The sequence below is a fragment of the Niveispirillum sp. SYP-B3756 genome, assembly GCF_009495745.1.
In the GTDB taxonomy this organism is placed as follows: Bacteria; Pseudomonadota; Alphaproteobacteria; order Azospirillales; family Azospirillaceae; genus Niveispirillum.
Genome location: NZ_WIDQ01000021.1, coordinates 1 through 23483, shown reverse-complemented (window position 1 = coordinate 23483; position 23483 = coordinate 1). Strand labels below are relative to the sequence as shown.

The 23483-nt window shown below is 63.7% G+C and carries 17 protein-coding genes and 2 pseudogenes; 9 read left to right on the top strand and 10 right to left on the bottom strand.

The window, feature by feature from the left end; translation table 11 throughout:
* Nucleotide 1 precedes the first annotated feature (1 nt).
* Both GE253_RS23320 and GE253_RS23315 read right to left on the bottom strand, forming a co-directional pair.
* On the bottom strand, nt 2-1828 hold the full coding sequence (locus GE253_RS23320; RefSeq protein ID WP_173012796.1) for an asparagine synthase-related protein: 1827 nt from the start codon (nt 1826-1828) through the stop codon (nt 2-4).
* A 36-nt stretch (nt 1829-1864) separates the two neighbouring features.
* Nucleotides 1865-2128 (bottom strand): PqqD family protein, encoded by a 264-nt coding sequence (locus GE253_RS23315; RefSeq protein WP_153206556.1) that lies wholly within the window; start codon nt 2126-2128, stop codon nt 1865-1867.
* Nucleotides 2129-2775: 647 nt separating this feature from the next.
* Between GE253_RS23315 and GE253_RS26370 the strand changes: the two are divergent.
* Nucleotides 2776-2925 (top strand): annotated as a pseudogene (locus GE253_RS26370) (IS3 family transposase); the annotation flags it as partial.
* Nucleotides 2926-2993: 68 nt separating this feature from the next.
* Here GE253_RS26370 and GE253_RS23305 read toward each other — a convergent pair.
* The 3 genes from GE253_RS23305 to GE253_RS23295 all read right to left on the bottom strand — a co-directional run bounded on the left by GE253_RS23305 (nt 2994) and on the right by GE253_RS23295 (nt 6837).
* Nucleotides 2994-4331 carry a glycoside-pentoside-hexuronide (GPH):cation symporter gene (locus GE253_RS23305; protein ID WP_153206554.1) on the bottom strand — a complete coding sequence of 446 codons (1338 nt, stop codon included), beginning with the start codon at nt 4329-4331 and terminating at the stop codon, nt 2994-2996.
* Between the two features lie 236 nt (nt 4332-4567).
* The gene (locus GE253_RS23300; protein ID WP_153206553.1) at nt 4568-5335 is read right to left on the bottom strand and encodes a TIM barrel protein; all 768 of its coding nucleotides are present in this window, start codon (nt 5333-5335) and stop codon (nt 4568-4570) included.
* A gap of 266 nt (nt 5336-5601) precedes the next feature.
* Nucleotides 5602-6837, bottom strand: coding sequence for an MFS transporter (locus GE253_RS23295; protein ID WP_153206552.1), 1236 nt, complete (start codon nt 6835-6837; stop codon nt 5602-5604).
* Between the two features lie 279 nt (nt 6838-7116).
* On the opposite strand from GE253_RS23295, the gene GE253_RS23290 reads away from it, so the two are divergent.
* The 4 genes from GE253_RS23290 (at nt 7117) to GE253_RS23275 (ending at nt 11604) form a co-directional block, all read left to right on the top strand.
* On the top strand, nt 7117-8226 hold the full coding sequence (locus GE253_RS23290; protein WP_348770937.1) for an LLM class flavin-dependent oxidoreductase: 1110 nt from the start codon (nt 7117-7119) through the stop codon (nt 8224-8226).
* Entirely contained in the window at nt 8223-8780 is a 558-nt protein-coding gene (locus GE253_RS23285) for an NADPH-dependent FMN reductase (protein ID WP_153206551.1), read from the top strand. Before GE253_RS23290 ends, GE253_RS23285 begins: the two co-directional genes overlap by 4 nt.
* A 230-nt stretch (nt 8781-9010) precedes the next feature.
* The gene (locus GE253_RS23280) at nt 9011-11392 is read left to right on the top strand and encodes a glycoside hydrolase family 3 C-terminal domain-containing protein (protein ID WP_153206550.1); all 2382 of its coding nucleotides are present in this window, start codon (nt 9011-9013) and stop codon (nt 11390-11392) included.
* Between the two features lie 14 nt (nt 11393-11406).
* Nucleotides 11407-11604, top strand: coding sequence for a type II toxin-antitoxin system ParD family antitoxin (locus GE253_RS23275; RefSeq protein WP_153206549.1), 198 nt, complete (start codon nt 11407-11409; stop codon nt 11602-11604).
* Nucleotides 11605-11839: 235 nt separating this feature from the next.
* On the opposite strand, the gene GE253_RS23270 is transcribed toward GE253_RS23275, so the two are convergent.
* From GE253_RS23270 to GE253_RS23255, 4 genes are all read right to left on the bottom strand, one after another.
* A complete protein-coding gene (locus GE253_RS23270; protein ID WP_153206548.1) occupies nt 11840-12892 on the bottom strand; it encodes a sugar phosphate isomerase/epimerase in 1053 nt (350 codons plus the stop codon).
* Nucleotides 12893-13247: 355 nt separating this feature from the next.
* Complete coding sequence (locus tag GE253_RS23265) at nt 13248-14399, bottom strand: Gfo/Idh/MocA family oxidoreductase (RefSeq protein ID WP_153206547.1); 1152 nt, start codon at nt 14397-14399, stop codon at nt 13248-13250.
* 129 nt (nt 14400-14528) lie between these two features.
* Nucleotides 14529-15995: an MFS transporter gene (locus GE253_RS23260; RefSeq protein WP_153206546.1), complete on the bottom strand. Its 1467-nt coding sequence runs from the start codon at nt 15993-15995 to the stop codon at nt 14529-14531.
* 93 nt (nt 15996-16088) lie between these two features.
* On the bottom strand, nt 16089-16754 hold the full coding sequence (locus GE253_RS23255; RefSeq protein ID WP_153206545.1) for a TetR/AcrR family transcriptional regulator: 666 nt from the start codon (nt 16752-16754) through the stop codon (nt 16089-16091).
* A gap of 225 nt (nt 16755-16979) precedes the next feature.
* On the opposite strand from GE253_RS23255, the gene GE253_RS23250 reads away from it, so the two are divergent.
* From GE253_RS23250 to GE253_RS23235, 4 genes are all read left to right on the top strand, one after another.
* Nucleotides 16980-19253 carry a TonB-dependent receptor gene (locus GE253_RS23250; RefSeq protein WP_153206544.1) on the top strand — a complete coding sequence of 758 codons (2274 nt, stop codon included), beginning with the start codon at nt 16980-16982 and terminating at the stop codon, nt 19251-19253.
* Nucleotides 19254-19337: 84 nt separating this feature from the next.
* Complete coding sequence (locus tag GE253_RS23245) at nt 19338-20909, top strand: carboxylesterase family protein (RefSeq protein ID WP_173012795.1); 1572 nt, start codon at nt 19338-19340, stop codon at nt 20907-20909.
* A gap of 27 nt (nt 20910-20936) precedes the next feature.
* Nucleotides 20937-21563 carry a gluconate 2-dehydrogenase subunit 3 family protein gene (locus GE253_RS23240; RefSeq protein WP_153206542.1) on the top strand — a complete coding sequence of 209 codons (627 nt, stop codon included), beginning with the start codon at nt 20937-20939 and terminating at the stop codon, nt 21561-21563.
* Nucleotides 21560-23245 carry a GMC family oxidoreductase gene (locus GE253_RS23235; protein ID WP_153206541.1) on the top strand — a complete coding sequence of 562 codons (1686 nt, stop codon included), beginning with the start codon at nt 21560-21562 and terminating at the stop codon, nt 23243-23245. Before GE253_RS23240 ends, GE253_RS23235 begins: the two co-directional genes overlap by 4 nt.
* A gap of 59 nt (nt 23246-23304) precedes the next feature.
* Here the strand turns inward: GE253_RS23235 and GE253_RS23230 are convergent.
* Nucleotides 23305-23483 (bottom strand): annotated as a pseudogene (locus tag GE253_RS23230) (IS5/IS1182 family transposase); the annotation flags it as partial.

Here is a 23483-nt window from a genome sequence, read left to right as displayed (position 1 = left end):
GTCAGGGTGTCCCCGGTTCTTGGTCGGGCCACCGTTCGCTGTGCCATTGGATGAAATGGGCGATCATGCCCCCCAGCAGCACGGAGGCGAACATACCCTGCCTCCAGCCCTCCCGGTTGGTCGGGCTGATCTTGGATAGTTCCGCCAGGAAATCCTCCCGGTCCACCATCTCCCAGCATCGGTGCCCGGCAGTGGCTGTTGCCCAGGCCATAAGTTCACTGCGGGCGGCGGCCAGGCGGGCCGCAATCAGCGGGTCAAAGGCAGGCCCCTTGTCCGGGCGCTGCCGAATGGTCTCTGGCAGGATGCCGGCCATGGCTTGACGGAACAAGGATCGGGGTATCCCATCCTGCCGCATCTGCCGCCCCGGCAGCGACAGCATGAATTCCAGCAACCGGCGGTCCAGCATCGGGAATACCAGCGTCTGACTAAAGGCCTTGGCCGAAACCTGCGTGGCGCCGTTGACGGTCAATTCGATCCGGCTCGGCTCCAGCAGGAACGCCATCTGGCGTCTTGCCGTGGCGATGATTGGGATGCCCTGCCCGAACAGCCGTCGTCGCCGGGTCAGGAAGGGGCGCAATGACGGTCCGACGATGGACGGCACCTGCACGCGCTGGCGGCCGGTTTGCGCCAGCGGGCCCAGTAGTTCCCGGCGCGCCAGAGCCGTCCAACTGGCCCCGTTGCGTCGCATCGCGGCCAGTTCCCGCCATGCGGCCTGCCAATCCCCTTCGCAGGCCAGGGCCAGGGGAAAGGTATTGGGCCGGGAGGAAGCAAAGAAGTCACCCCCGAACCCGCTCAAAACGCGGTCGGCCCCATGCTGCTGGCCTGCTGCCGACAGTGCCGCTTCCATATGCGTGACCGCGGAGTAGGGGGGGCAATTCAAGAGCTCAAAGGTTCGGGAGAGCGCGCCAAAGGGCTGCGTCTGCGGATTTTCGCGCACCCAGTGGATGTCGATATTATCCTCTTGGGCGCGCACCGCTTCGATGTGGTGGCGCTCATCGGTTTCAGGGCCGGTCCAGCCGTCTGGAAGGACAGAACTGATCGCCAGCAACCGGCGACCATCCTGCCGCAACCGCCGGGCGGCCAAACAGGCGATGGCAGAGGAATCGAGCCCGCCGCTTAGCAGGACGGCGCATTGCCTTCCCCCGCGAAGGCGTTCCTCCACCGCAGCGGTCAGCAGGTGGCGAAGCTCGGCAGCCGGCTGCTCGCGGACACGCACGGGCGGCGGACGCCACCAGCGGTGCACCGACATCACCCCGCTGTCCAGCCGCAGCAGGTGGCCAGCCGGCAACAGATCGACGTCCCGATAGAATGAACCGATGCCCGTGAGGCCGGGTGCTCGGCCTAAGATGCCGGCAAGCATCTCTGGCCGCAACCGCGCCCTGCCGGGCTTGCCAACCAGCAGGGCGGCCAGATCGGTGGCAAAGGCGATGCCCGTCCCGTCCTTATCCTTGTGGTAGAAAATCGGGTAGCCGCCGACGGGGTCGCGGGCCAAAATCAAGATGTCGGCGGCGGCATCCCAGGCCATGAAAGCGTAGCTTCCGGTGATGTGCCATGGGAAGGCGGGCCCCCATTGGGCAAACGCGGCTGCCAGCAGTTCCTCGTCACTTGCCGTTTCCGGTTGGCAGAGACCGGTTGCCAGGCGGTCGCGGTCATCCAGGCGACCATCGGAGACGATATGCCAGATGCGGCCCGCAGGATCACGAACCTGCAGCATCCGGGCGGCAGCGCCCTCCACGAACAGGGCTGCCGCTCCGACGGTCTTGGCGGCATTATGGCCCGCATATATCCGGCTATAATGGTCGCTAACGGGGGCAGCGTCCCCACGCACTATGCCGGCGAATGCTGACATCGGTGGCACTGGATGTCAGCATTCGATTTTCTGAACGAGATGGGCCGCCTCAAGGGCGGCGATGAAGTCCCGCACGTCACGCTCGCACTCCGCTGGCTCCACCTCATGCTCGGCAACAATGGCTTCAACAAGTTCAGAGAACGAACGCTGCTGCTCCAACAGTTCCCAGATCAGCCGACCAACCCCTTCGATCTCGAAATATTTGCCGCTACCAATTCCCATGGCAACAACAGCGCCATTGAGCTTGGTCCAGATAACGTCCGGCTCCCGAATGTACACTTTGTTCCTCCACACAGCAGTCCGACGCCAGACACCGGATCCAAATCCCTGCTGCCGCGTATCGAATAAAATTGAAAACACCCCTGGCTTTTAAGGGGCAAGGGTTGAGGTTTGGGGGGCCGCCAAGGGCATGAAACAACCACTTAAGGCTTAATCATAAGGCGGAGATTTCACGTAAAACGCGAATTTGAAAAAATAATAATGACACTAAACATCCGCAATTCAGGAATACATGCTATCACTCCCATCATCATTGCCGTTACTTTGCGTCAAGTCGGACACTTGACCAACCTCAACCAGTCTTGGGGGCACATATTTTTGACGCTTCACCAGCTTTACGCTATTATCGTCTTCTTTTGGTGTGATTTGCATTTCTTTGTATCCAACTTAAAGAGCTTTAGCCACAGTATAGTCTGCGTTATATGCCGTGTCAATTACGTTCAACCGCCTTCGAAAGGCGCTGAAATCCTGATATCGCACAAAAAAGTTGCAAAAAATCGTCGACGGACCGCGCCCTCCCGGCTGGTCGACGCTGGTGCAGGGTGGCCGGTTCACATTGAAGTGGGGCGCGGTTGATTTTTCCCCTACCACGTTCTCGTGTTGGCCGCCAACTTTCTGGTGAAGGTCTCTTGAGGTATGACCCAGTCCAAGCGCTTGCGGGCAGATGGCGGTGGAGTCTGGCCGGCATCCAACCATCGGTCGGCAGCGTCGGCGATTAATACGACAACGTCTTGGCCGCGTCCGTCAACGGCCCCTACAAGGCCGAGGTCATCCACAGGCGAGGGCCATGGAAATCCTGGACTTGCCCTGGAAAAGTGGAGAGCCACTTGCTGGCTATCAGGCGACGGCCTCGAACCGGCCCCCTTTATGCCCGCCGCACCGGACTGCCAGGATAGAAGCCGATGCAGAGGATCTGCGCCAGCAGCACCAGCAGGGCCGGCGCGTAATAGAGCCAATGCACCATCTGCCGTGCCCCGTCGCTGACAGAAGCCGCATCATAGCCGGCCAGCGCCAGCCCATAGGCGACGACCGCCCCGCCGAGGGCCATGCCGATCTTGGTGGCCAGGCTGATACCGGCGGAAAGCAGCCCTTCATGGCGCACGCCGAATTGCGCCTCGTGATGGTCTACCACCTCCGCCGCCATGGCGAAAATCGCCGTCATGGTGACAGAAATCAGGATGGAGGCCAGGATATAGACGGCCAGGAACAGGGCCGGTTGCGCCTCGGTCAGCGGCAGCAGCGCGTAAAGCAGAAGGGCCGCCGCCAGGGCCAGCCGGTTGCCATTGCGCATCCCCAGCCGCTCCAGATAGGGTGGCGCGATGACGGCCCCCAGCAACAGCGTGCCGGAAATGGCCGGCAGCAGGATGGAGATCATCCAGGGCTGCTTCAGCACATTGATGGCGAAATAGGCGGTGACCGACAACACTGCGCCGAAACGAATGAAATTCAGCGTGGTGAACAGGAACACCACCAGCCAGGCCCGGTTGCGCAGCATATTGGCCACAGCCCCCAGCGTGGTCCGCTCCCCGCTGCTGCTGGTGGTTTCCTCGTGAATCTGCTCCCGGCACTGGGCGAACAGGTTCCAGATCAGGGCAACGGAGATCACGGCGGCCAGGATCGCCACCAGCAGGAACCCCTTGGCCTGATCGCCCCCACCCAGCCAGCCGACCAGCGGCATGGTGGCTGCCGTGGCGGCGATGACGGACAGGGCGGTGCCAGCCGATCGCAGGCTGCCCAACTGCACCCGTTCATCCCGGCGCCCCGTCATCATCGGCATCAGCGCGCTGTAGGGGATATTCACGACTGAAAACAGCAGCCCCAGCAGCACGAAGCTGACACAGGCCCATATCAGCTTGCCCGACGCCCCCAGCGGCGGCATCCAGAAGGTGGCAACGACCAGCAGGCCGAAGGGCAGCGCACCAAACAGAAACCAGGGCCGCGCCCGGCCCCAGCGGGACCGGGTACGGTCGACCAGCAATCCCACCACCGGGTCAAACCCGGCATCCAGCAGGCGCGACAGCAGGAACAAAGTGCCGACAATGCCCACCGGCAGCATCGCCACATCGGTATAAAAATACAGCAGAAAGGCCCCGACCATGTTCCAGGACAGGCCAAAGGCGAAATCACCGGCACCATAGCTGAGCTTGGCACGCAGCGGCAGCGGGGCGGCACTGGGGCCGCCCGTTGGGGCAGAATGGGACATGGAAGGCGGCTCCGGTCGTGGGGGGAGGCGGGATTCGGGGGTGGCTTGGCCTTTTAACCAAGGGCCGTTCGCCTTCCGCCCCTCTCCACCGTCACCCCGGCGCAGGCCGGGGTCCAGTTTCGTAGAGCGAAACGCCTGTGGCCCCTGGACCCCGGCCTGCGCCGGGGTGACGGTGAGAAAAACGGCTCTGGAACAAATTCCTTTAAACCGTTGTCCCCAGCCCTCACGGCCCCCTCTTAAACCCCCAACGCCGTGCGCGTTGTCGCCAATGTCTCCAGCGTCGGGCCGGTGGGCTTGTATTCCAGGCCGATGGCGCCGTCATAGCCCAGCTCACGCAGCAGCCCGATATAGCGGCTCCAATCGATAGTGCCACTGCCGGGCTGGTTGCGGCCCGGCACGTCGGCCACCTGCACATGCCCCACCAGATGGAAGCGGCCTGCCAGCACCTGGGCCGGATCTTCGCCCATCACCGTGGAATGGTACATATCGTACAGCAGGCGCAGGTTGGGGCTGTTCACCGCCTCCACCATATCCAGCCCCTCAACGGTGCTGACCAAATACATGCCGGGATGTTCCACCCGGTCATTCAGCGGTTCCAGCAACAAGGTGATGCCGGCTTCTTCTGCCAGTGTGGCGGCCTGGCGCAGAATGCCGACGGCGCAATCATGCTGTTCCTGGCGCGGCACATCGGGCCGGGTGAAGCCTGATGCCACCACCAGGGCCGGCGATCCGGCCTGTTTGGCGGCGACCAGACTGTCGCGCACGGCGGCCAGGAATTCATCGTGTTGGGCCGGATCGACCAGGGAACGGCGGGGCTCCACCACGAAGCTGGCAAGTTGCACCCCGGTTTCATCCAGGGTGCGGCGGATATCGGCCAGCGGCTTTTCCCGCCAGAGATGGAATTCCACCGCCGTCAAACCTGCTGCCTTGGCGGCGCGGATACGGTCGGTGAAATCGGGGTTCTCGGCGGCGAACAGCCATTCAATACAGGCGGCGAGATGCATCACGGTTCTCCCGGTTGCAGCAATCGGACCGGCGGCCATGCAGGATGGCCATCGGCGGCCCGCACCGGCGGACCTGGCGCCGAAGCGCTGAAAGGGAATGGGGGACTTTGCTTGCTCGCTAAACTAAACCGTCACCCCGGCGCAGGCCGGGGTCCAGTATCGTAGAGCGAAGCGCCTGTGGCTCCTGGACCCCGGCCTGCGCCGGGGTGACGGTTGAGAGAGTGGCGATAGCGCGGAAAATCGCTCAAGTCAGCGCAACGCCCCCCTCAATACTTCACCCCCGTATCCGGCTTGACCTTCACCAAAGCCACCAGCGCAACAGCAGCGGCAACCAGGGCGGCGATGCCCATGGTCAGGAAGGCCGCCTGCACCGTGCCGCCCGTGGCCGATTTGGCACCGGCGACAAAGAACGGGCTGGTGAACTGGCCCAGGAAGAAGCAGGAGGCCCAGATGCCCATGCCGCGACCGCGATGGGCAAAGGGCAGCTTGCTCTGCGCCCAGGCGATCAGGATCGGGATGGTCATGCCGGCCCCCATTTGCTGGATCACCAGCAGCGCCATCATGGATTTATATTCCGTTGCCAGCCCGATCCCGGCCAGCCCCACGCCCAGGAAGGCGAAGAAGCAGAAGATCTGCAGCGCGGTGGCCTTCTTGCCAATCCAGCCGAAGATCAACGCGCCCACCGGCACGCCCAAACTGGCCAGCGCGATCAGCGATCCGACATGTTTGGGATCATTCACCCCGACCTCGCGGAAGGCCAGACCGCCCTGGATGATGAACACGTAATAGAGCGTGGAGGCGAACAGGGTGACAGCACCATAAAGCGCCACCGCACGGGTGGGAAAAGGCGGGGTGGGGCCGCGATCGGCCTGCGGGGCGACGGGCGCCCCCTGCTTGGTCCGGCCCGGTTCAAAAATCATGAAATGGGTGCCGACGAAAATCGGCAGCGCGATCAGATAGATCAGAAACACGCCGTTCCAGCTGACCGCCGTCAACATGCCCGACGCGGCGATGACGCCTGACGCCATGGCCGGCCCGGCCAATCCCTGCGCCATCAACAGCTTACGCCGCCCTGCCGCATCATAATAATCGGCGATCAGCGTATTGATGATGGTCAGGATGGCCGCCTCCGTCACCCCCAGCAGCAGGCGGGACGCGATCACCGCGTAAAGGCTGTCCAGGAAGAAGGGCAGCGACCCGGCAATACCATAGAAGAAGGTGGCCCAGACCAGCAGCGGCCGACGGCCGAACCGGTCCACCAATATGCCGGCAAAAGGGGCCAGGATGGCGATGGCCAGACCGGGGGCCGACACCAGAACCGGCACCAGCAGAGAGGCATTGGCGACATCGCGGAAATGGTCCAGGATTGTCGGCACCGCCGGCGTCAGCGAGACAATTGCCAGAATCGGCAGGAAACCGCTGATCACCAGGATGATGCCCTGGGCGAGCCCTGCCCTTCGCGCGCCGCCTGCAATCGGCGACGCCACGGCCTGATCCACCATCGAACGTTACTCCCGTTTCAGCGCTGGGAAGCGCCATATAAGAATTATTATTCTAATTATGATGATCGGGATGGGCGGGTTTTGTCAATGCGGTAAACGCACTATCCAGCGCGGAAATTGCTTGGCGAAAAATCGGATGGCTCACCACTGCTTTCGGTTGACACCCGGCGGTTCGCTCCGTTAGCTATTCAGAATAGCAATTCTAATTCGAAAGCCAAGGCCGGGCGATTGCCGGGGGCATCGCATCAGGACCGGGGCGGCGAGCAAGGAGGAATCCCCGTGCGTTTTTCAACTTTTCTGAATTCCCGCACCATGGGTGAGGAACAGGACCGCGACCTGATGCTGGACCTGATCGATCATGTCGATCGGGCGGAAGCCGCCGGTCTGGACGCGGTTTTCCTGCCCGACCATCATTTCACAGGCTATATGCCGATCGCATCCGACCCGATGATGTTCGCGGCCTATCTGGCGGCCCGGGTGAAGCGGATGCATTTCGGCTTTTCCGTCACCACGGTGCCGCTGCACCACCCGGTTCGGTTCGTGGAACGCATCAATATCCTGGATCAATTGACCGAAGGCCGCCTGCTGGTCGGCGTGGGCAGCGGCACCACGCCAGAGGAGATGATCGGCTTCGGGGTCAATTACAAGGAAGCCTCCCGTCTGGCGGAAGAGAATCTGGCCATTGCCGAACAGCTTTGGGCCAAGAAGCCGGAAGACCCGACCATCCGTTTCGACAATGGCCATTATAAGGGTGAGGTGGTGCAGCGCATAGCACCCGTCGCCTATACGCCGGGCCACGCAAAGTTGATGCCGGTGGCGATGAAGGAAAGCAGCGCCCGCCGCGCGGCGGAATTCGGCTGGCCCGCCTTCATCCCCGCCTTCACCCCGCCGCAGATCGGCGGGACGGAACCGTTCAAGCATGTGGAAAAGTTCTTCACAATTTACCGCGACCTGCTGCTGGCCGCCGGCCATTCGGCGGAACGCGTGGCCGACGCCCTGTCCTGGACCACCCATACTTATCAGTGCGTGCATATTGCCGAAACCGATGCGCAGGCGCGGGCGGAACTGGAAGATATCCTGACCGATTATCAGGCCGCCGTGGAACGCGAAGCCGCCTTCGCCGCCAAGGCGGAATCCAACGAAGCCAACACGAAAACCGACCGTACGCCTAACGCCCTGACGGAGGACTGGATCGGCACCTGGTGCCTGTATGGCAGCCCGGAAACGGTGATCGAGCATCTGAAGCCCTATGCCGAGCTGGGCATCGGCAATGTGCTGTGCGGTATGTTGACCGGTCCGCTGACGGCCAAGCGCAAGGCCTATGCCAACCAGACGCTGGACCTGCTGGCCCGCCATGTCATCCCCGCCTTCAAGGACAAGACGGCATGAGCCGGCCGCTGATCGTCGGGTTCGGCGGCACCACCCGGCCGGGGTCATCGGGTGAACGCATGGTGGCGGCTGTTCTGGCCGCCACCGCCGAACTGGGGGCGCAAACGACGCTGTTTGGTGGGGCGGCACTCGCCGCTCTGCCGCATTTCGCCCCGGAAAATCCCGACCGCACGCCCGAACAGCGCGAATTTGTCGAGGCGGTGCGCGCAGCGGACGGGCTGGTCATCGGCTCCCCCGGCTATCATGGCGGGGTGTCGGGGCTGGTGAAGAACGCCATCGATCTGCTGGAAGATCTGCGCAGCGACGCCCGCGTCTATTTCGATGGGCGCGCGGTGGGACTGGTGGTGACGGCGGCAGGTTGGCAGGCCGGTGGCGTGACGCTCTCCGCCCTGCGCGGCATTGTGCACGCCATGCGCGGCTGGCCGACCCCGTTGGGCATCGCCGTCAATACGGTGGCGCAAAAGCCGTTTGATGCGGAAGGAAGGCTGGTGGATGCCGACATTGCCGCCCAGGTAAAGGCGCAAGCCGAACAGGTGATGCGGCTGGCGCGGTGAGGGGTTTTGCTCCACCAGCGTGTTCATCTGTACCGTAGTGCCCTTCTTCCACCGTCACCCATGCTGCGGCCGGGGTCCAGTTTCGTAGAGCGAAGCGCCTGTGGCCCCTGGACCCCGGCCTACGCCGGGGTGACGGTTGAGGGGGCGGTGATGGCGGAACAAACCCGATCGCGCCGCCTCTCGTAAATCTCTCCAAAACCAACCAAAAACCAACCCCAGGGAGTACCCCCATGTCCCTCACGCTTTCCCAACAGGCAACCCTGACCTCTGGCCGTGACATGTGGTCAACGGCGGAACTGCCAGGCGTCCGGTCCATTCAGATGGCCGATGGGCCGATGGGCATTGCGTCCGGCCGGGTGGATGAACGGGATGTGGCGGTGCTCACCCCCTGCGGCACGGCGCTCGGTGCCAGTTTCGACCCGGCCCTGGTGGCGCAGGTGGGGGCCATTGTGGGGATGGAGGCGCGGCGGCTGGGCGTGGATGCCGTGCTGGCCCCGAACCTGAACCTGCAGCGAAGCCCGCTTTGTGGCCGGGGGTTTGAGCTTTATGGCGAAGACCCGTATCTGGCCGGCACGCTGGGGGCCGCCTGGATCAGCGGCTTGCAGGGCCAGGGTGTTGGCTCCGTCGCCAAGCATCTGGTCTGCAATGACAGCGAAACCGCCCGCGACAGCATGAACGCCGTGGCCAGCGACCGCGCCCTGCGCGAGACCTATCTGCTGCCATTTGAAATGGCAGCCGCTGCAGGTTGCGTCGGCATCCTGGCCGCCTATAACCGGCTGAACGGGGATTATTGCGTTGAACATCAGGGGCTGCTGACCGGCATCGTCAAGGGCGACTGGGCCTTCCCCGGCTTCATCGTGTCCGACTGGTTCGGCGCCCACAATACACTGCGCTCGGCCAATGCGGGGCTGGACCTGGATATGCCGGGGCCGGACCGGGTGCTGGGGAAGAAATTCGCCGCTGCCGTGGAAGCCGGCGAGGTGCCGGCGGCCCGGCTGCAAGATGCGGCGGGCCGCGTGGCCAAGGCCGTGGCCCGCATCGACGCAATGCCCCGCCAGCCCGCCCCGACCGATGTGGATGGCACGCTGGCGGAGGCAGCCGCCGCGGGCTTTGTGCTGTTGAAAAACAGCCAGGATATCCTGCCCATTCTGCCAACCCGCGCCCGACGCATCGCCGTGATCGGCCCCAATGCCACGGCCCCCTGCCTGCAAGGCGGCACCTTCGCCAAGATTGCCGTGCGGTCAGATTTCATCAATCCGCTGCAGGCCATCCGTGACCAGTTCGGCGATCGGTTTGAGGTGGGGTATGAACAGGGCGTGGAGCCAGAGTACCGCCTGCCGCCCCTGTCCGCCCGCCCCGCCCGCGATCTGGGCGATGGGGCCACGCGCGGCCTGACGGTGGAATGGCTGGCCGGACACGAGGGGGAAACGGAACCCGTTCATGCCGAAACCCGCGACACCAATTCCCTGACCTGGTTTGTCGGCCTGCCCGGCACCGATGCGCTGAAACAGGCAGGCCGCATCCGCGCCACCGGCTGGTTCACCCCGGAACGTGACGGGCCGCACCGCGTGCATATCGGTGGTACGGGGGCCGTCACGCTGTATATCGATGGCAAGCCAGCCTTCCAGGGTGGCGGGCCAGTTTCCCCGTCCGACCTGATGGGCATCCTGAAGGGCGGCGACAGCGAAAGCGTGCTGGTGGAGATGCAGGCGGGCAAGCCGGTGCTGCTTTGCTTTGAACTGGCCTATACGCCCGCCCGCGCCCAGGGCCTGTGGTACGGGATGCGCGGTCCCGACCGCCCGGCGGACATGCTGGACCGCGCGGTTGCCCTGGCGGCCCAGGCTGATCTGGTGCTGCTGATGCTGGGGGAAACGGCGGATTCCGGCGTGGAAAGCAAGGACCGCCAAGGCACCCGCCTGCCGGAAGCACAGTTGGAATTGCTGCGCCGGGTGCGGCATGTGAATGCCAATCTGGTGGCCATCTGCAATGTTGCCCATGCCTTTGATATTTCCTGGCACGATCAGGTGCGCGGCCTGCTGATCACCTGGTTCCCCGGTGAACAATATGGCCCCGCCCTGGCCCAGGTGCTGGCCGGCGACCGCGAACCGGGCGGGCGCCTGCCGGTCAGCGTCGCCGCCCAGGATGCGGATTACCCCGCCTTCGGCCTGACGCCGGATGAAAAGGGCGACCTGCCCTACCGTGAAGGCCATCTGATCGGTTACAAGGGGATGCAAGCGGCGGGCACCGCCCCGCTTTACCCGTTCGGGGCCGGTTTCGGCTATGCCCGGTTCGGGCTTTCCGATGCGCGTCTGACGCCAACCGCCGATGGCGGGGCAGACGTGACGGTGACGGTACGCAACCTGTCCGACCGCGCCGGCAAGGTGGTGCCGCAGCTTTATGTGGCCGGGCCGGATGGCATCCGCCACCTGCGGGGCTTTACAGCATTGACCATCGCGGCCGGGGCAGAACAGCAGGCCCGCTTCACCCTCCCCCCTCGCGCCTTCCAGCATTGGGATGAACAGGCCGGCGGCTGGCAACGCGCCGCCGGCCCCCATCAGCTGCTGCTGGGCTGGAACAGCGCCGACCTGCCGGTAACCCTGTCGGTGGGCTGAGGGCAAAGGGGGCCATGAGCAGGAATAACGGACCTATCCCCAGCGAAAATTCCAGCGCGCCCATAAAGAATTCAGCCGTCACCAGGCACTACAACAGCGCCCGTGACGATATGCGGGCCGCCCTCATTGCCGGTGAGGTAAGCGGCAATGCTGACGGCTTCGATATTGAGGCCTTCATTGCCCGAAAGCGTGCCGAATACCCGACCGCATGACCTGATGATCGCTTATCTCTCAGTGTCTGTCTGGAAAGTTATCCCGCCTTTCGAAGCCTTGCCCTTTCTCTACCGTCATTCCCGCGAAGGCGGGAATGACGGTTAAGATATTGACAAATAATTGAAAATTCTTGGACGGACTCTCACCGACCTGACAATCGTTGGTCACGCCCATATGGTGTTGTACAAACGGCTGACCCTTGGCCATGTAGCCCAAGGATCAGCTGTATCCTCCTCAAATCCCCAGCAACCGCCGGTTCAGCCCTGCATCCACGCCCGCATCGGCGAAATCGTCGAAGGCGCGGTCGGTGACGCGGATGATATGGTCGCGGATGAAGGGGGCCCCTTCGCGCGCGCCATCTTCGGGGTGCTTCAGGGCACATTCCCATTCCAGCACGGCCCAGCCGGGATAATCATACTGCGCCAGTTTGGCGAAGATCGCCTTGAAATCGACCTGCCCGTCGCCCAGCGAGCGGAAGCGGCCCGGCCGGTCCACCCAGCCCTGATAGCCACCATAAACACCCGACCGACCATCGGGCCGGAACTCCGCGTCCTTCACATGGAAGGCGCGGATGCGATCATGATAGCGGTCGATGAAGGCCAGATAATCCAGCTGCTGCAACACGAAATGGCTGGGATCGAACAGGATATTGGCGCGGACATGGCCGTCCACCGCCTCCAGAAACCGTTCGAAACTGGCCCCGTCATGCAGGTCTTCGCCTGGATGCAGTTCGAAGCAGAGATCGACACCAGCCTCCTCAAACGCATCCAGAATCGGGCGCCAGCGCCGGGCCAGCTCGGCAAACGCCTCTTCCACCAGCCCGGCGGGGCGCTGCGGCCAGGGATAGATATAGGGCCAGGCCAAAGCGCCGGAGAAGCTGGCATGGGCCGTCAGCCCCAGATTGGCGCTGGCGCGTGCCGCCAGATGCAACTGCTCCACCGCCCATTGCTGGCGCGCCGCCGGGTTGCCGCGCACCGATGGATCGGCGAACCCGTCAAACAGCGGATCATAGGCCGGGTGGACGGCCACCAGCTGGCCCTGCAGATGGGTGGAAAGCTCCGTCACCGCCAGTCCCTTGGCGGCCAGCATCCCCTGTATCTGCTGGGCATAGTCGCGGCTTTCGGCGGCCAGCCGCAGGTTGAACAGGCGGGCATCCCAGCTGGGGATCTGCACGCCCTTGTAACCCAGGCCCGCCGCCCAATCGGCAATGCTTTCCAGGCTGTTGAAGGGGGCGGCATCACCGGCAAACTGCGCCAGGAAGATGCCGGGGCCTTTGATGGTGCGCATGGTTGGGTTCCTCCGGATGGTCTTGTGTTTTAACGTTCATTGGTGATGAGAAACGCTGCCTCAATCAATAGATTGCCTCCCCCGCGTGAAGCGGGGGTCCAGGGGTGCCAAGAACCACGCCTTAGCGTTTGTCGGATTTAGGTTTCAGCCTCTTTTCCCGTCATTCCCGCGAAGGCGGGAATCCATAACCCGTTGCGTTGCTTGGATTCCCGCCTTCGCGGGAATGACGGTAGAGAAGGCCCACCCGCTTCCATTTCCCCTAATCCCTTGGCCCTGGTTCCCCGCGTGAAGCGGGGGAGGCAATGAAGGGGCGCGCGCCCTTGTTCGCCTTCGTCGCTGAGCGCCTTCCTCCGCGCTACACCCCCAGCCGGCTCCACCCCGCCCGCGCCTGGCTGTTGGCTACAGCGGTTTCAATAAACGCCATGCCGCGCAGGCCCGCCTCCACCCCCGGCAGGCAGCCATCCGCCGGCATCGCGCCCGCCCGGATGGCGGCGGCGAAATCGCGGTAGAGATTGGCGAATGCCTCAATATAGCCCTCCGGGTGGCCGGTGGGCAGGCGGGTGGCGCCGCGCGCCGCCGGGCCCAGATTGCCGGCCCCGGTATGCAGAACCTCCGTGCGGCCATCCAGCCCATGGATGGTCAGGATGTTGGGCACTTCCTGCGACCAGTCCAGCCCGGCCTCTGTGCCGAACACCCGCAGGCGCAGCCCGTTGCGGTCGCCCGCGGCAATCTGGGAGGCGTGCAGCACACCCGGCACGCCCTGCGCCGTGCCGTCATCGAAGCGCAGCAGGATGTTGCAATCATCATCCAGCCGCCGCCCCGGCACCATGATGGAGAGATCGGCGCACAGTTCCCGCACCGGTGCCCCGGCAACATATTCGGCCAGATTGAAGGCGTGAACACCGATATCCCCGATGCAGCCGCCCAGTCCGGACAAGGCGGGATCGGTGCGCCAGCCAGCCTGCTTGCTGCCCGTCTGTTCCAGCGCGGTGGATAGCCAGCCCTGGCTATATTCCACCACCACCTTGCGCAGGCGGCCCAAGCGTCCAGCGGCCACCAGGGCGCGGGCTTCGCGCACCAGCGGATAGCCGGTATAGGTGTGGGTCAGCGCATAAAGCCCCCTGGCATCGGCCACCACCCCGGCCAGCCCCTGCATTTCCGCCAGCGACAAGGCCGCCGGCTTGTCGCACATCACATGCAGACCGGCGTTCAGCGCGTCCAGGCTGGCCGGCACATGCAGATGGTTGGGCGTAACGATGGCCACCAGATCAATGCCATCCGCCCGCTGGCGCTCGGCGGCGATCATCGCCTGATGGCTGGGATAGGCGCGGGCGGGATCGATGCCGTAACCGGCCCCGGCCTGGCGCGAGCGCTCGGCATCGCTGCTGAAGGCCCCGGCCACCAGCCGGATGCGCCCGTCCAGCTCCGCCGCCATGCGGTGGACGGGCCCGATGAAACTGCCCGGCCCGCCGCCAATCATGCCCAGACGCAGAATAGGGTCGCTCATACTGTCCTCCCGTTGGTTTTTCTGAGTGCTGGTTGGTGTAAAGGCAGCGGATTTCACGGTTTCACCACCGTCATTCCCGCCTTCGCGGGAATGACGGTATGAGAGGCTTTGACGAAAAGCCCCGCCCCCTCACTTCCGAAAAATCCGCAGATCACGCGGCAGGCGCGTCACCAGGAACGCCACCATCAGCAACATGGCCGCCAGCAGAGGCAGGGTCAGCAGAAAGGCCGACCGCGCCGCGCCATTCGCCAGATCGCCCGCCAGCATGAAGAACACACCGCCGATCAGCGCCGCGCCGCCGGCAGCGCCCAGCTGCTGCACCGCCTTCATGCTGCCCGATGCTGAACCGGCATGGGCGACATCGACATCCGACAAGGTGACCGGCCCCAGCGGCCCGCCCACCATGCCCATGCCCGTGCCGGTCAGCAGCAGGGCCGCCCCCAACGGCACCAGCCCGCCCCCGCCGGCCACCAGCGCGGCCAAGGCCGCCAAGCCGGCCAGCATCAGCACCACGCCGATCAGGATCAGCGGCAAGCCGATGCGCGGCAGCGCCCGCCTTGCCACAAAGCCGATGGCCACCGACGCCCCCAGCGCATAGGGAATATGGACCAGCGCAGTTTCCAGCGGCGTGCAGCCCAGCCCATATTGCAGCGTCAGCGTCAGGATGAACAGCAGCCCCGCCGTGGTGGCCTGAAAGCAGAGCGACAGGGACAGGCCGACGCTGAACCCCCGGTTGGCGAACAGTACCGGGTCCACCAACGCCCTGCCGTGCGGGGCCTGCCGGCGGATATGGGCGATGAAGGCCCAGGCCAGCAGCGGCGAGGCCGCCAGCAGCGCCAGACACCAGAGCGGCCAGCCCGCCTCCCGCCCCTGCAGCAGCGGCAGCAGCAGGGCCAGCAGGGTGGCGGCGATCAGGCCCGTACCGACCAGATCGACCGCGCCGCCATGGGCCGACCGGCCCGGCGGCAGCAGGCGCCAGGCGGCGATCAACCCCACCACGCCCAACGGCCCATTGATCAGGAAAATCGGCCGCCAGCCCAGGCCGAACAGGTTGGCCTCGATCAGAATGCCACCGATCACCGGCCCCAGCACGGCAGCAATGCCGCCCAGCACCCCAAACACGGCCAGCGCGCCGATCCGTTCGGCAGGCGGATACATCACCTGGATCAGCGACATGACCTGCGGCAGCATCATGGCCGCCGTCGCTCCCTGGGCCAGCCGCGCCAGCACCAGCATTTCCGCACTGACCGCCGCCCCGCAGAGCAGCGAGGTGGCAGTAAAGCCGGCCATACCCAGCATGAACAGCCGGCGATAGCCCTTGGTGTCTCCCAGCCGGCCGCCGGTGATCAGCAGCACGGCAAAGGCCACCGCATAGCCCGCCACCATCCATTGCATCGCCGCCGTATCGGCCCCCAAATCGCGCTGGATGGAGGGCAAGGCGACATTGACGATGGTGAGGTCGATCAAATCCATCATGAAGGCGCCGGCAACCACCACCAGCGCCTGTTTGCGCCGCTGCGGCGTCATGGCGGCGGCATGGTCGATGGCGTGCACGCTGGCGGCCCGCCCGCTGGCGGGGGCAGCATCGGATGCCATGGCGGCAGACCTTTCCGTTTGGAGATTCGGTCAGCATCGACCGAATAAGAATAATAATTCTATTTATAAACGGAAAGGCGCGCCGTCAATGTCTCATCGATGGGCGTTGCGCAGATATGTCGAACACATCACCCCCACCTCCGTCTTCAGGTTCTTCCAGTCGGCCTTGTTATAATTACCGCCGGTCATGCCGAAGCCCAGATGGCGGGCGAAGGTGGAATAGGCGACGCGCAGGATGGTATCGATGGCCAGTTCGGGCAGATTGTGGCCAATCTCCTCCCGCCGGGCCAGCAAGGCCGTCTGCACCTTGTCGGCCAGATCCTGATAGCCGCGCTGCCCCAGCGCGCTGACCACCGGGTCGCTGGCGGCGCGCTGCATCATCGGGCGCATCACCGGGGCATTGCGCTTCAGGAACTCGGCCAGTTCCTCCACAAAGGAACGGACCAGGCTGTCCAGGTCGCCGGCCTTCGCCGTCATCCTCTCCACCATGTCGGTCTGTTCCAGGATCATCCTGTCGATGAAGCGGTGCTGCACCACCTGGATCAGATCATCCTTGCTGTCGAATCGGCAATAGATCGATCCGATGGAGACTTTTCCCCGCTTCGCCACGTCGGTCAGGGCGAAATCATCATTGCCGCGTTCCATCAACAGATCGGTGGCGGCGGCCAGCATCCGCTCAAAAGAAGCACGGCTGCGCCCCTGTTTGGGCTCCCGCCCCGCGGGGTTCAACAACGGCTCGCTCTCCGGCGCCTCATCCATGCTCGACACTTCCACGCCCTTAAAAAATTAAAACCCTGATTCTATTGACATCATTCTAATCCGTGGTGCCCACCGAGCCAACCCCTATTACCATTGTATTTCCATGTGTCACGGAACGGCTTGACGCCCGAACCATCCGGGGGTTAAATGTTTTCAGAATTAGGGTTCTAGTTTTAGAAAAAGAGCCCAGGCCCTGACCAATCGGGCTCTCAAGGGAGGACATCAATGCGTACCCGTTCCAAGCTCCTGCTGGCCGCAGGAGCGGTCGCCCTTTTTGCGACCTCCGCCCAGGCGGCTGACAGCGACTTTACGCTGGATGAAATCGTGGTGACCGCGACCAAGCGCGCCACCAACCTGCAGGACACGCCGATTGCGCTGCGGGCGTTCAGCGCCGATGATCTGATCAAATCCGGTGTGACCGATGTGAACGGGCTGACCCGGCTGGCACCCGACCTGAACATCACCAGCGACACGATCTTCACCAAAATCAGCGTGCGCGGCGTTTCCAGCCAGGATGTCTCGGAAGCCTCCGACCCCGCCCTGACCATCGGCATCGATGGCGAATATATCAACCGCCCGGTGGCCTTGAATGCCAGCTTCTTCGATCTGGAACGGATTGAGGTGCTGCGCGGCCCGCAGGGCACGCTTTATGGTCGCAACGCCACGGCGGGCGCCATCAACATCATCGCCGCCAAGCCCATCCTGGGCAAGACCACCGGTTTTGCCACCCTGGGCTATGGCAATTTCGACGCCAAGAAGGCCGAGGGTGCGATCAATGTGCCGCTGGGCGACACGGTGGCCGTGCGTCTGGCCGGGATGCACACCTCCCATGATGGCTACCGCAAGCATGGTGCCGTCGGTCGCGGCGAGGACCAGAATGTCGATGCCGCCCGCCTGTCGCTGGCCTGGGAACCGACGGAGAATATCCGCACCTATATTGCCGGCGAGTATGTCAATGTCGACCAGTTGCCGCCCTCGCAGTACGGTGTATTGGTCGCCCAGAATGGCGTGCTGACCAACCCGGCCTATGCGGCGGGCATTGTGGATGCCATCCCCTCCACCCCGGCCATGGAAAATAACGGCATCCCGTCCAATCTGACCTTCAGCGGCATCAACCCGCATCGTTTCCCGCTGGGCGATCTGGGCAATTTCGATAGCGAGCAATTCGCCCTGCGCGGCCGGATCGAGGTGGATTTCGATCTCGGCACCCTGGCCTATCTGGGTGGCTACCGCGACAATAAGACGGACAGTGTGCTGCCGCTGAACGGCTATCTGCCGGCCACCTTCACCTTCCGCAACAACAAGCTGAATTCGCAGACGCAGAGCCATGAAATCCGCCTGTCCAAGACGCTGGACAGCGGCCTGTTCTATCAGCTGGGCGGTTTCTATTTCCGCGAAAAGGTGGATCTGTCGCGCGGGCTTTATCTGGAACTGCCCAAGGCCTATCTGAATTATTTCTACCGCCCCGACATCCTCTCCACCTCCAAGGCTGCCTTCGGTCAGGTGAGTGTACCGCTGATGGGGCCGGAACTGATGGTGACCGGCGGCCTTCGCTATACCGATGATGCCAAAAGCGGCACCTTCTATAATTATGGCCCGCGTTTCGGTCGTGGTGAGGGTCCGACCCCGCCGGCATTCGGTTCGCCCGGTGCCAGCATCCTGACGCCGCGCTCCTCCTCCGATCAGGTCACCGGCAATATCGGTATCGACTGGAAGCCGGCGCGCGACAGCCTGGTCTATGCCAAGGCTAGCACCGGCTATAAGAGCGGCGGCTTTGACAGTGTCGGCTCCTATGAACCGGAAAAGCTGACCGCCTATGAAATCGGCACCAAGAACCGTTTCAATAACGGTCGCGTGCAGTTCAATGCCTCCGGCTTCTATTATGATTACAAGGACCAGCAGATCCAGGTCTTCGTTGATAATAATGTCGGCGCCCGTACCCTGAATGCCGGTAAGTCGCGCGTCTGGGGTATTGAAACTGATACAAGGCTGTTGTTGAGCACGGTGGATGAGCTGTCCTTCACCATCAATTACCTGGATGCCAAGGTGCAGGACTTTGCCACCTCGCTGGTGGGCGTCAATGGCAATCCCATCAATGACAGCGACCCGGCAACACCCGGTGCCCAACCCTTCAATCTGGCCGGCAACCGCCCGCCGCAGGCCCCGAAATGGACGCTTTCGGCCGGTTACAGCCACACGTTTGAAATCGGCGATGGCTCCAACATCGTGGCCGGTGCCTTCAGCCGTTACAAATCCGCCCATTACCTGTCGGTGGTGAACTGGGCCGGGATGCGGCAGAAGGGCTACATCATGACCGATCTGTCGCTGGAATATAATTCGGCGGAGGGCGACTATTCCATCCAGGCCTATGTGCGCAACCTGGAAAACAAGCAGCCGCTGGCCTTTGCCAACTTCAACGCCGCCGGCGGCTCGCTGATCTATAACGCCATCTATGCCCCGCCGCGTACCTTCGGCATCCAGGGCACCTACCGCTTCTGATGCAAAGCCCTTATGACAGCCGGGACCTGCTTTGCCGGTGCCGGCTGTCGTCAAGGACATGATTTCAGAATAGGGAGAGCTGGGATGGGCCGACAATTCCGTTTATTGGCGCAGGCTGCCTGCCTGTTATCGCTGCTGGCCGGCGTGGCCACGGTGCAGGCGGCGGCACCGCTGGTCGACACGAATGCCGGCCCGATCACCGGCAAATCCACCGATGGGGTGGATGCCTTCCTGGGCATTCCCTATGCCGGCGACACAGGTAGGGCCAACCGCTGGCGGGCCCCACAGCCGGTGCCGGCCTGGACAGTCGTGCGGCAGGCCACGGATTTTGGGGCTGATTGTTTACAGGAACCACCGCACAATCCGCCCGGCGGCTCTCCCTGGACGGCAGAATATTTCCCCATCGGCAAGGCGAGTGAGAACTGCCTGTTTGTGAATGTCTGGCGACCGGCGGGGGCTGCGACGGCCGGAGGTTTGCCAGTCATGGTCTGGATCCATGGCGGGGCCTTTGTTGGCGGATCCGGCGCTGTGCCGCTTTATGATGGCACGGCCCTGGCCCGTCAGGGCATCATCGTTGTCTCGTTGAACTATCGCCTCGGAATCTTCGGTTTCCTCGCCCACCCTGCCCTGTCGCGGGAGGCGGGTTCATCGGGCAATTACGGGCTGATGGACCAGATCGCCGCGCTGCGCTGGGTAAAGGAGAATATCGCCCGGTTCGGGGGCGACCCGACGCGTGTGACCGTGGCTGGTCAGTCGGCGGGGGCTGCGTCTGTCCATGCCCTGCTGGCCGCCCCTTCAGCCGCCGGCCTGTTCAGGCAGGCTATCGCGCAGAGCGGTTCCGGCATGGGCATCCCCATCATGCCCCATGCCGCAGCGGAGGCCATGGGCGAAAAGCTGCTGGCCGCTGCTGGCGTTGAGAGCATTGAAGCCCTGCGCGCCTTGCCGGCGGATGCCGTTGCCAAGGCCGGCAAAGACCCGTCCCTGGGACCGCCCGGCCTGCGCTTCGCCCCGATTACGGAGCCGGCCATCCTGCCGGACCCGGCAAAACAGCGGTCGAATGTGCCGGTGCTGACCGGGCTGACCGCCGATGAAGGCAGCACCGGGCGGGACTGGTCACTGGCCAGCGTGGCGCAGTTGGAAGATCTGCTGGTCCGCCGTTTTGGCGACAAGGCCGTTCATTTCCGCCCCTTTTACACGGCGTCGGACGATGCAACGGCGTCGGTTGCCGTAAAGCGGCTGCTGCGCGAACAGGCCATAGCCTCCATGCTGGCCTGGGCGCAGACACGGCCAGCAGATGCCGCCCCGGTTCACGCCTATCTGTTCAACCACACCCAGACCGGCACGCCGGCGGAACGGTTCGGCAGCTTCCACAGTGTCGAACTGGCATATGTGTTCGGCACGCTGGATAAATCGGGCCGCGCCATTCAGGAAGCCGACCGGGCGATTGCCGCCAGCATGATGGGCTATTGGGTGAGTTTCGTGCGCGATGGTGATCCCAATGCGAAGGGCTCTCCAGCCCCACTCTGGCCCCGCCTGTCCAGCGGCAAGATCATGGGCCTGGGCGATAAGACGGAACCGGTGGAATCGTTGCAACCAGACACATGGCGCGCCTACCGGGACTTTGCGGCCAGCGGCGGCAAGCTGGGCCTCTTCTGACACCGTCAGATCACAAGGATAGTGCAGATGCCAAACATCGATAGTCCTCCTATTGCCAGTCGCCGCCATTTGCTGCGCGCCGGTCTGGCGCTGGCCGGGGCGGCGGTGACACCGGCCCAGGTTTGGGCGCAACTGGCCCAGGCCGGCGCGCCGCCCCCCCTGCCCGCCCGGATGCGGCAATTGCTGGAACGCGTCTGCGACCTGACCATTCCTGATACGGCCACGCCAGGGGCGGTGAAGGCCGGGGTGCCGGATTTCATCATCCTGGCGCTGCAGCATGGGCTTTCCCACACCGACCGGCCGCCGCCGGCTGACCAGTTCAGCGGCGGTGCCGCCCCGGCCGGGGCCGGCTGGCTGGATTGGCTGAGGTTTGAGCTGGACCTGAAGGCCGGTGGCAACTTCCTGGCCGCCAAACCGGCGGTCCAGGCCAAGGCCCTGGCCGACCTGGATGCGGCCGCCTATGCCAAGGGCGGTGAAAAATCGCCCTGGCGCACGCTGAAGGGCCTGATCGTCACCGGCTATTATACCTCCGAAATCGGGGGCAGCCAGGAACTGTTCTTTGAACTGGTGCCGGGCCGTTTCGACCCGGATGTGCCCGTCGGCCCCAATGATCGGGCCTGGTCGAACGACTGGACAGCGGTGGATTTCGGATGAACACAGATTTCGATGCAATCGTCGTCGGCTCCGGCATCACCGGTGGCTGGGCGGCAAAGGAACTGACCGAAAAGGGCCTGAAGGTTCTGATGGTCGAACGCGGCCGTCACATCGAACATGGCACCGATTACGTCACCGAGATGAAAGCCCCCTGGGAAATGCCGTTCCGGGGCGAAGGCGATCCGCAGCTTTATGAACGGGATTTTGCCGTTCAGTCGAAGAACCGGCATTTCACCGAATATACCCAGAACCATTTCGTCAATGACCGGGAAAACCCTTATGCCGTCGCGGACGGCACCCAGTTCAACTGGTGGCGCAGCTATCAGTTGGGCGGACGGTCGCTGACTTGGGGCCGCCAATCCTATCGGATGAGCGATCATGATTTCGGGGCCAACAAGAAGGATGGGCACGGGGTCGACTGGCCCATCCGCTATGCCGACCTGAAGCCCTGGTACGATCATGTGGAAAAATTCATCGGCGTGTCGGGGCAGAATGAGGGTCTGTCCTCCCTGCCCGATGGCATTTATCAGCCGCCCATGGCCTTGAATGTGCTGGAAAAGCACGCCAAAGGGGTGATTGAGGCGCAATGGCCCGACCGGCGGCTGACCATCGGCCGCACCGCCAACCTGACCCAGGAAAAGGAAGGGCGCGGCGTCTGCCAGAACCGGATGATCTGCCCGCGCGGCTGTTCCTATGGGGCCTATTTCAGCACGCAGAGTTCCACCCTGCCCGCTGCCCAGGCCACCGGCAACCTGACCCTGATCACCGATACGGTGGTGGAGACGGTAGATTACGACGCCAAGGCCAAGCGGGCGCGCGGCGTGTCGGTATTGAATGTAAAAACGGGGGAGCGCCGCCGCTATACCGCCCGCATCATTTTCATGAATGCTGGTGCCTTCAACACCAACCACATCCTGTTGCGCTCCCGGTCAGACGCCTTTCCCAACGGGTTGGGCAACAGCAGCGGCCGGCTGGGCACCCATATCATGGACCATGCCAGCACGGTGGGCGCCATCGCCCTGTTCGATACGTTCCAGGACCGCACCAGCTATGGCAACCGGCCCACGGGCGTGATCATCCCGCGCTTCCGCAATCTGGCCGACCAGCCGGAAACGGATTTCGTGCGCGGTTATTCTTTCCAGGGCGGTGCCCTGCGCAGCACCTGGACACGCGGCAAGCGCGAGGCCGGCATCGGCGAAGCCTTCAAAAATAATCTGCGCCATGTCGGCCCCTGGCGCATGGTCTTGGTCAGCTTCGCCGAAAGCCTGCCGCGCGAAAGCAACCGCCTGCGCCTGGACGCGGTGAAGGTCGATCAATTCGGCGCCCCGCTGCTGCAGATCGACTTCACCCATGGGGAGAATGAGCGCAAGGCCCTGACCGATGCCGGCAAGGAGGCCAGCGCCATGCTGAAAGCCGCCGGTGGCAAGGTCATCCTGTCCTTGAACCAGCCCGGCATCGGCGGCAGCGCCATCCATGAAATGGGCGGGGCGATGATGGGCCATGACCCGCGCAGTTCGGTCACCAACCGCTGGAACCAGTTGCATGATGTGTCCAACATATTCGTGACCGATGGGGCGGCCATGGCCTCTTCCGCCTGCCAGAACCCGTCCCTGACCTACATGGCCATGACGGCGCGGGCCTGCGACAATGCCGTGACGATGTTGAAACAGGGCCGGATCTGATACCAACGGTCAGGGCCTGTTGAAGAAGCCGATTGCTGATCTGATGATTTGCAGTCTGGTCAGACGGTAAATGTGTTCAGAGTTCTGTTTGGCAGGAGCCAACAGCGCAAGATCAGCAGCAGATAAGCGGCCAGGCGCTTGAGGTTGACCGCAGCGGCGGCGAGGTATGCCTGGATTTGCATGTTGTCGAGACCGCGGCGGACGGCGCGGCCCAGTCCGTGCCAGGTCTTGGCCTCAC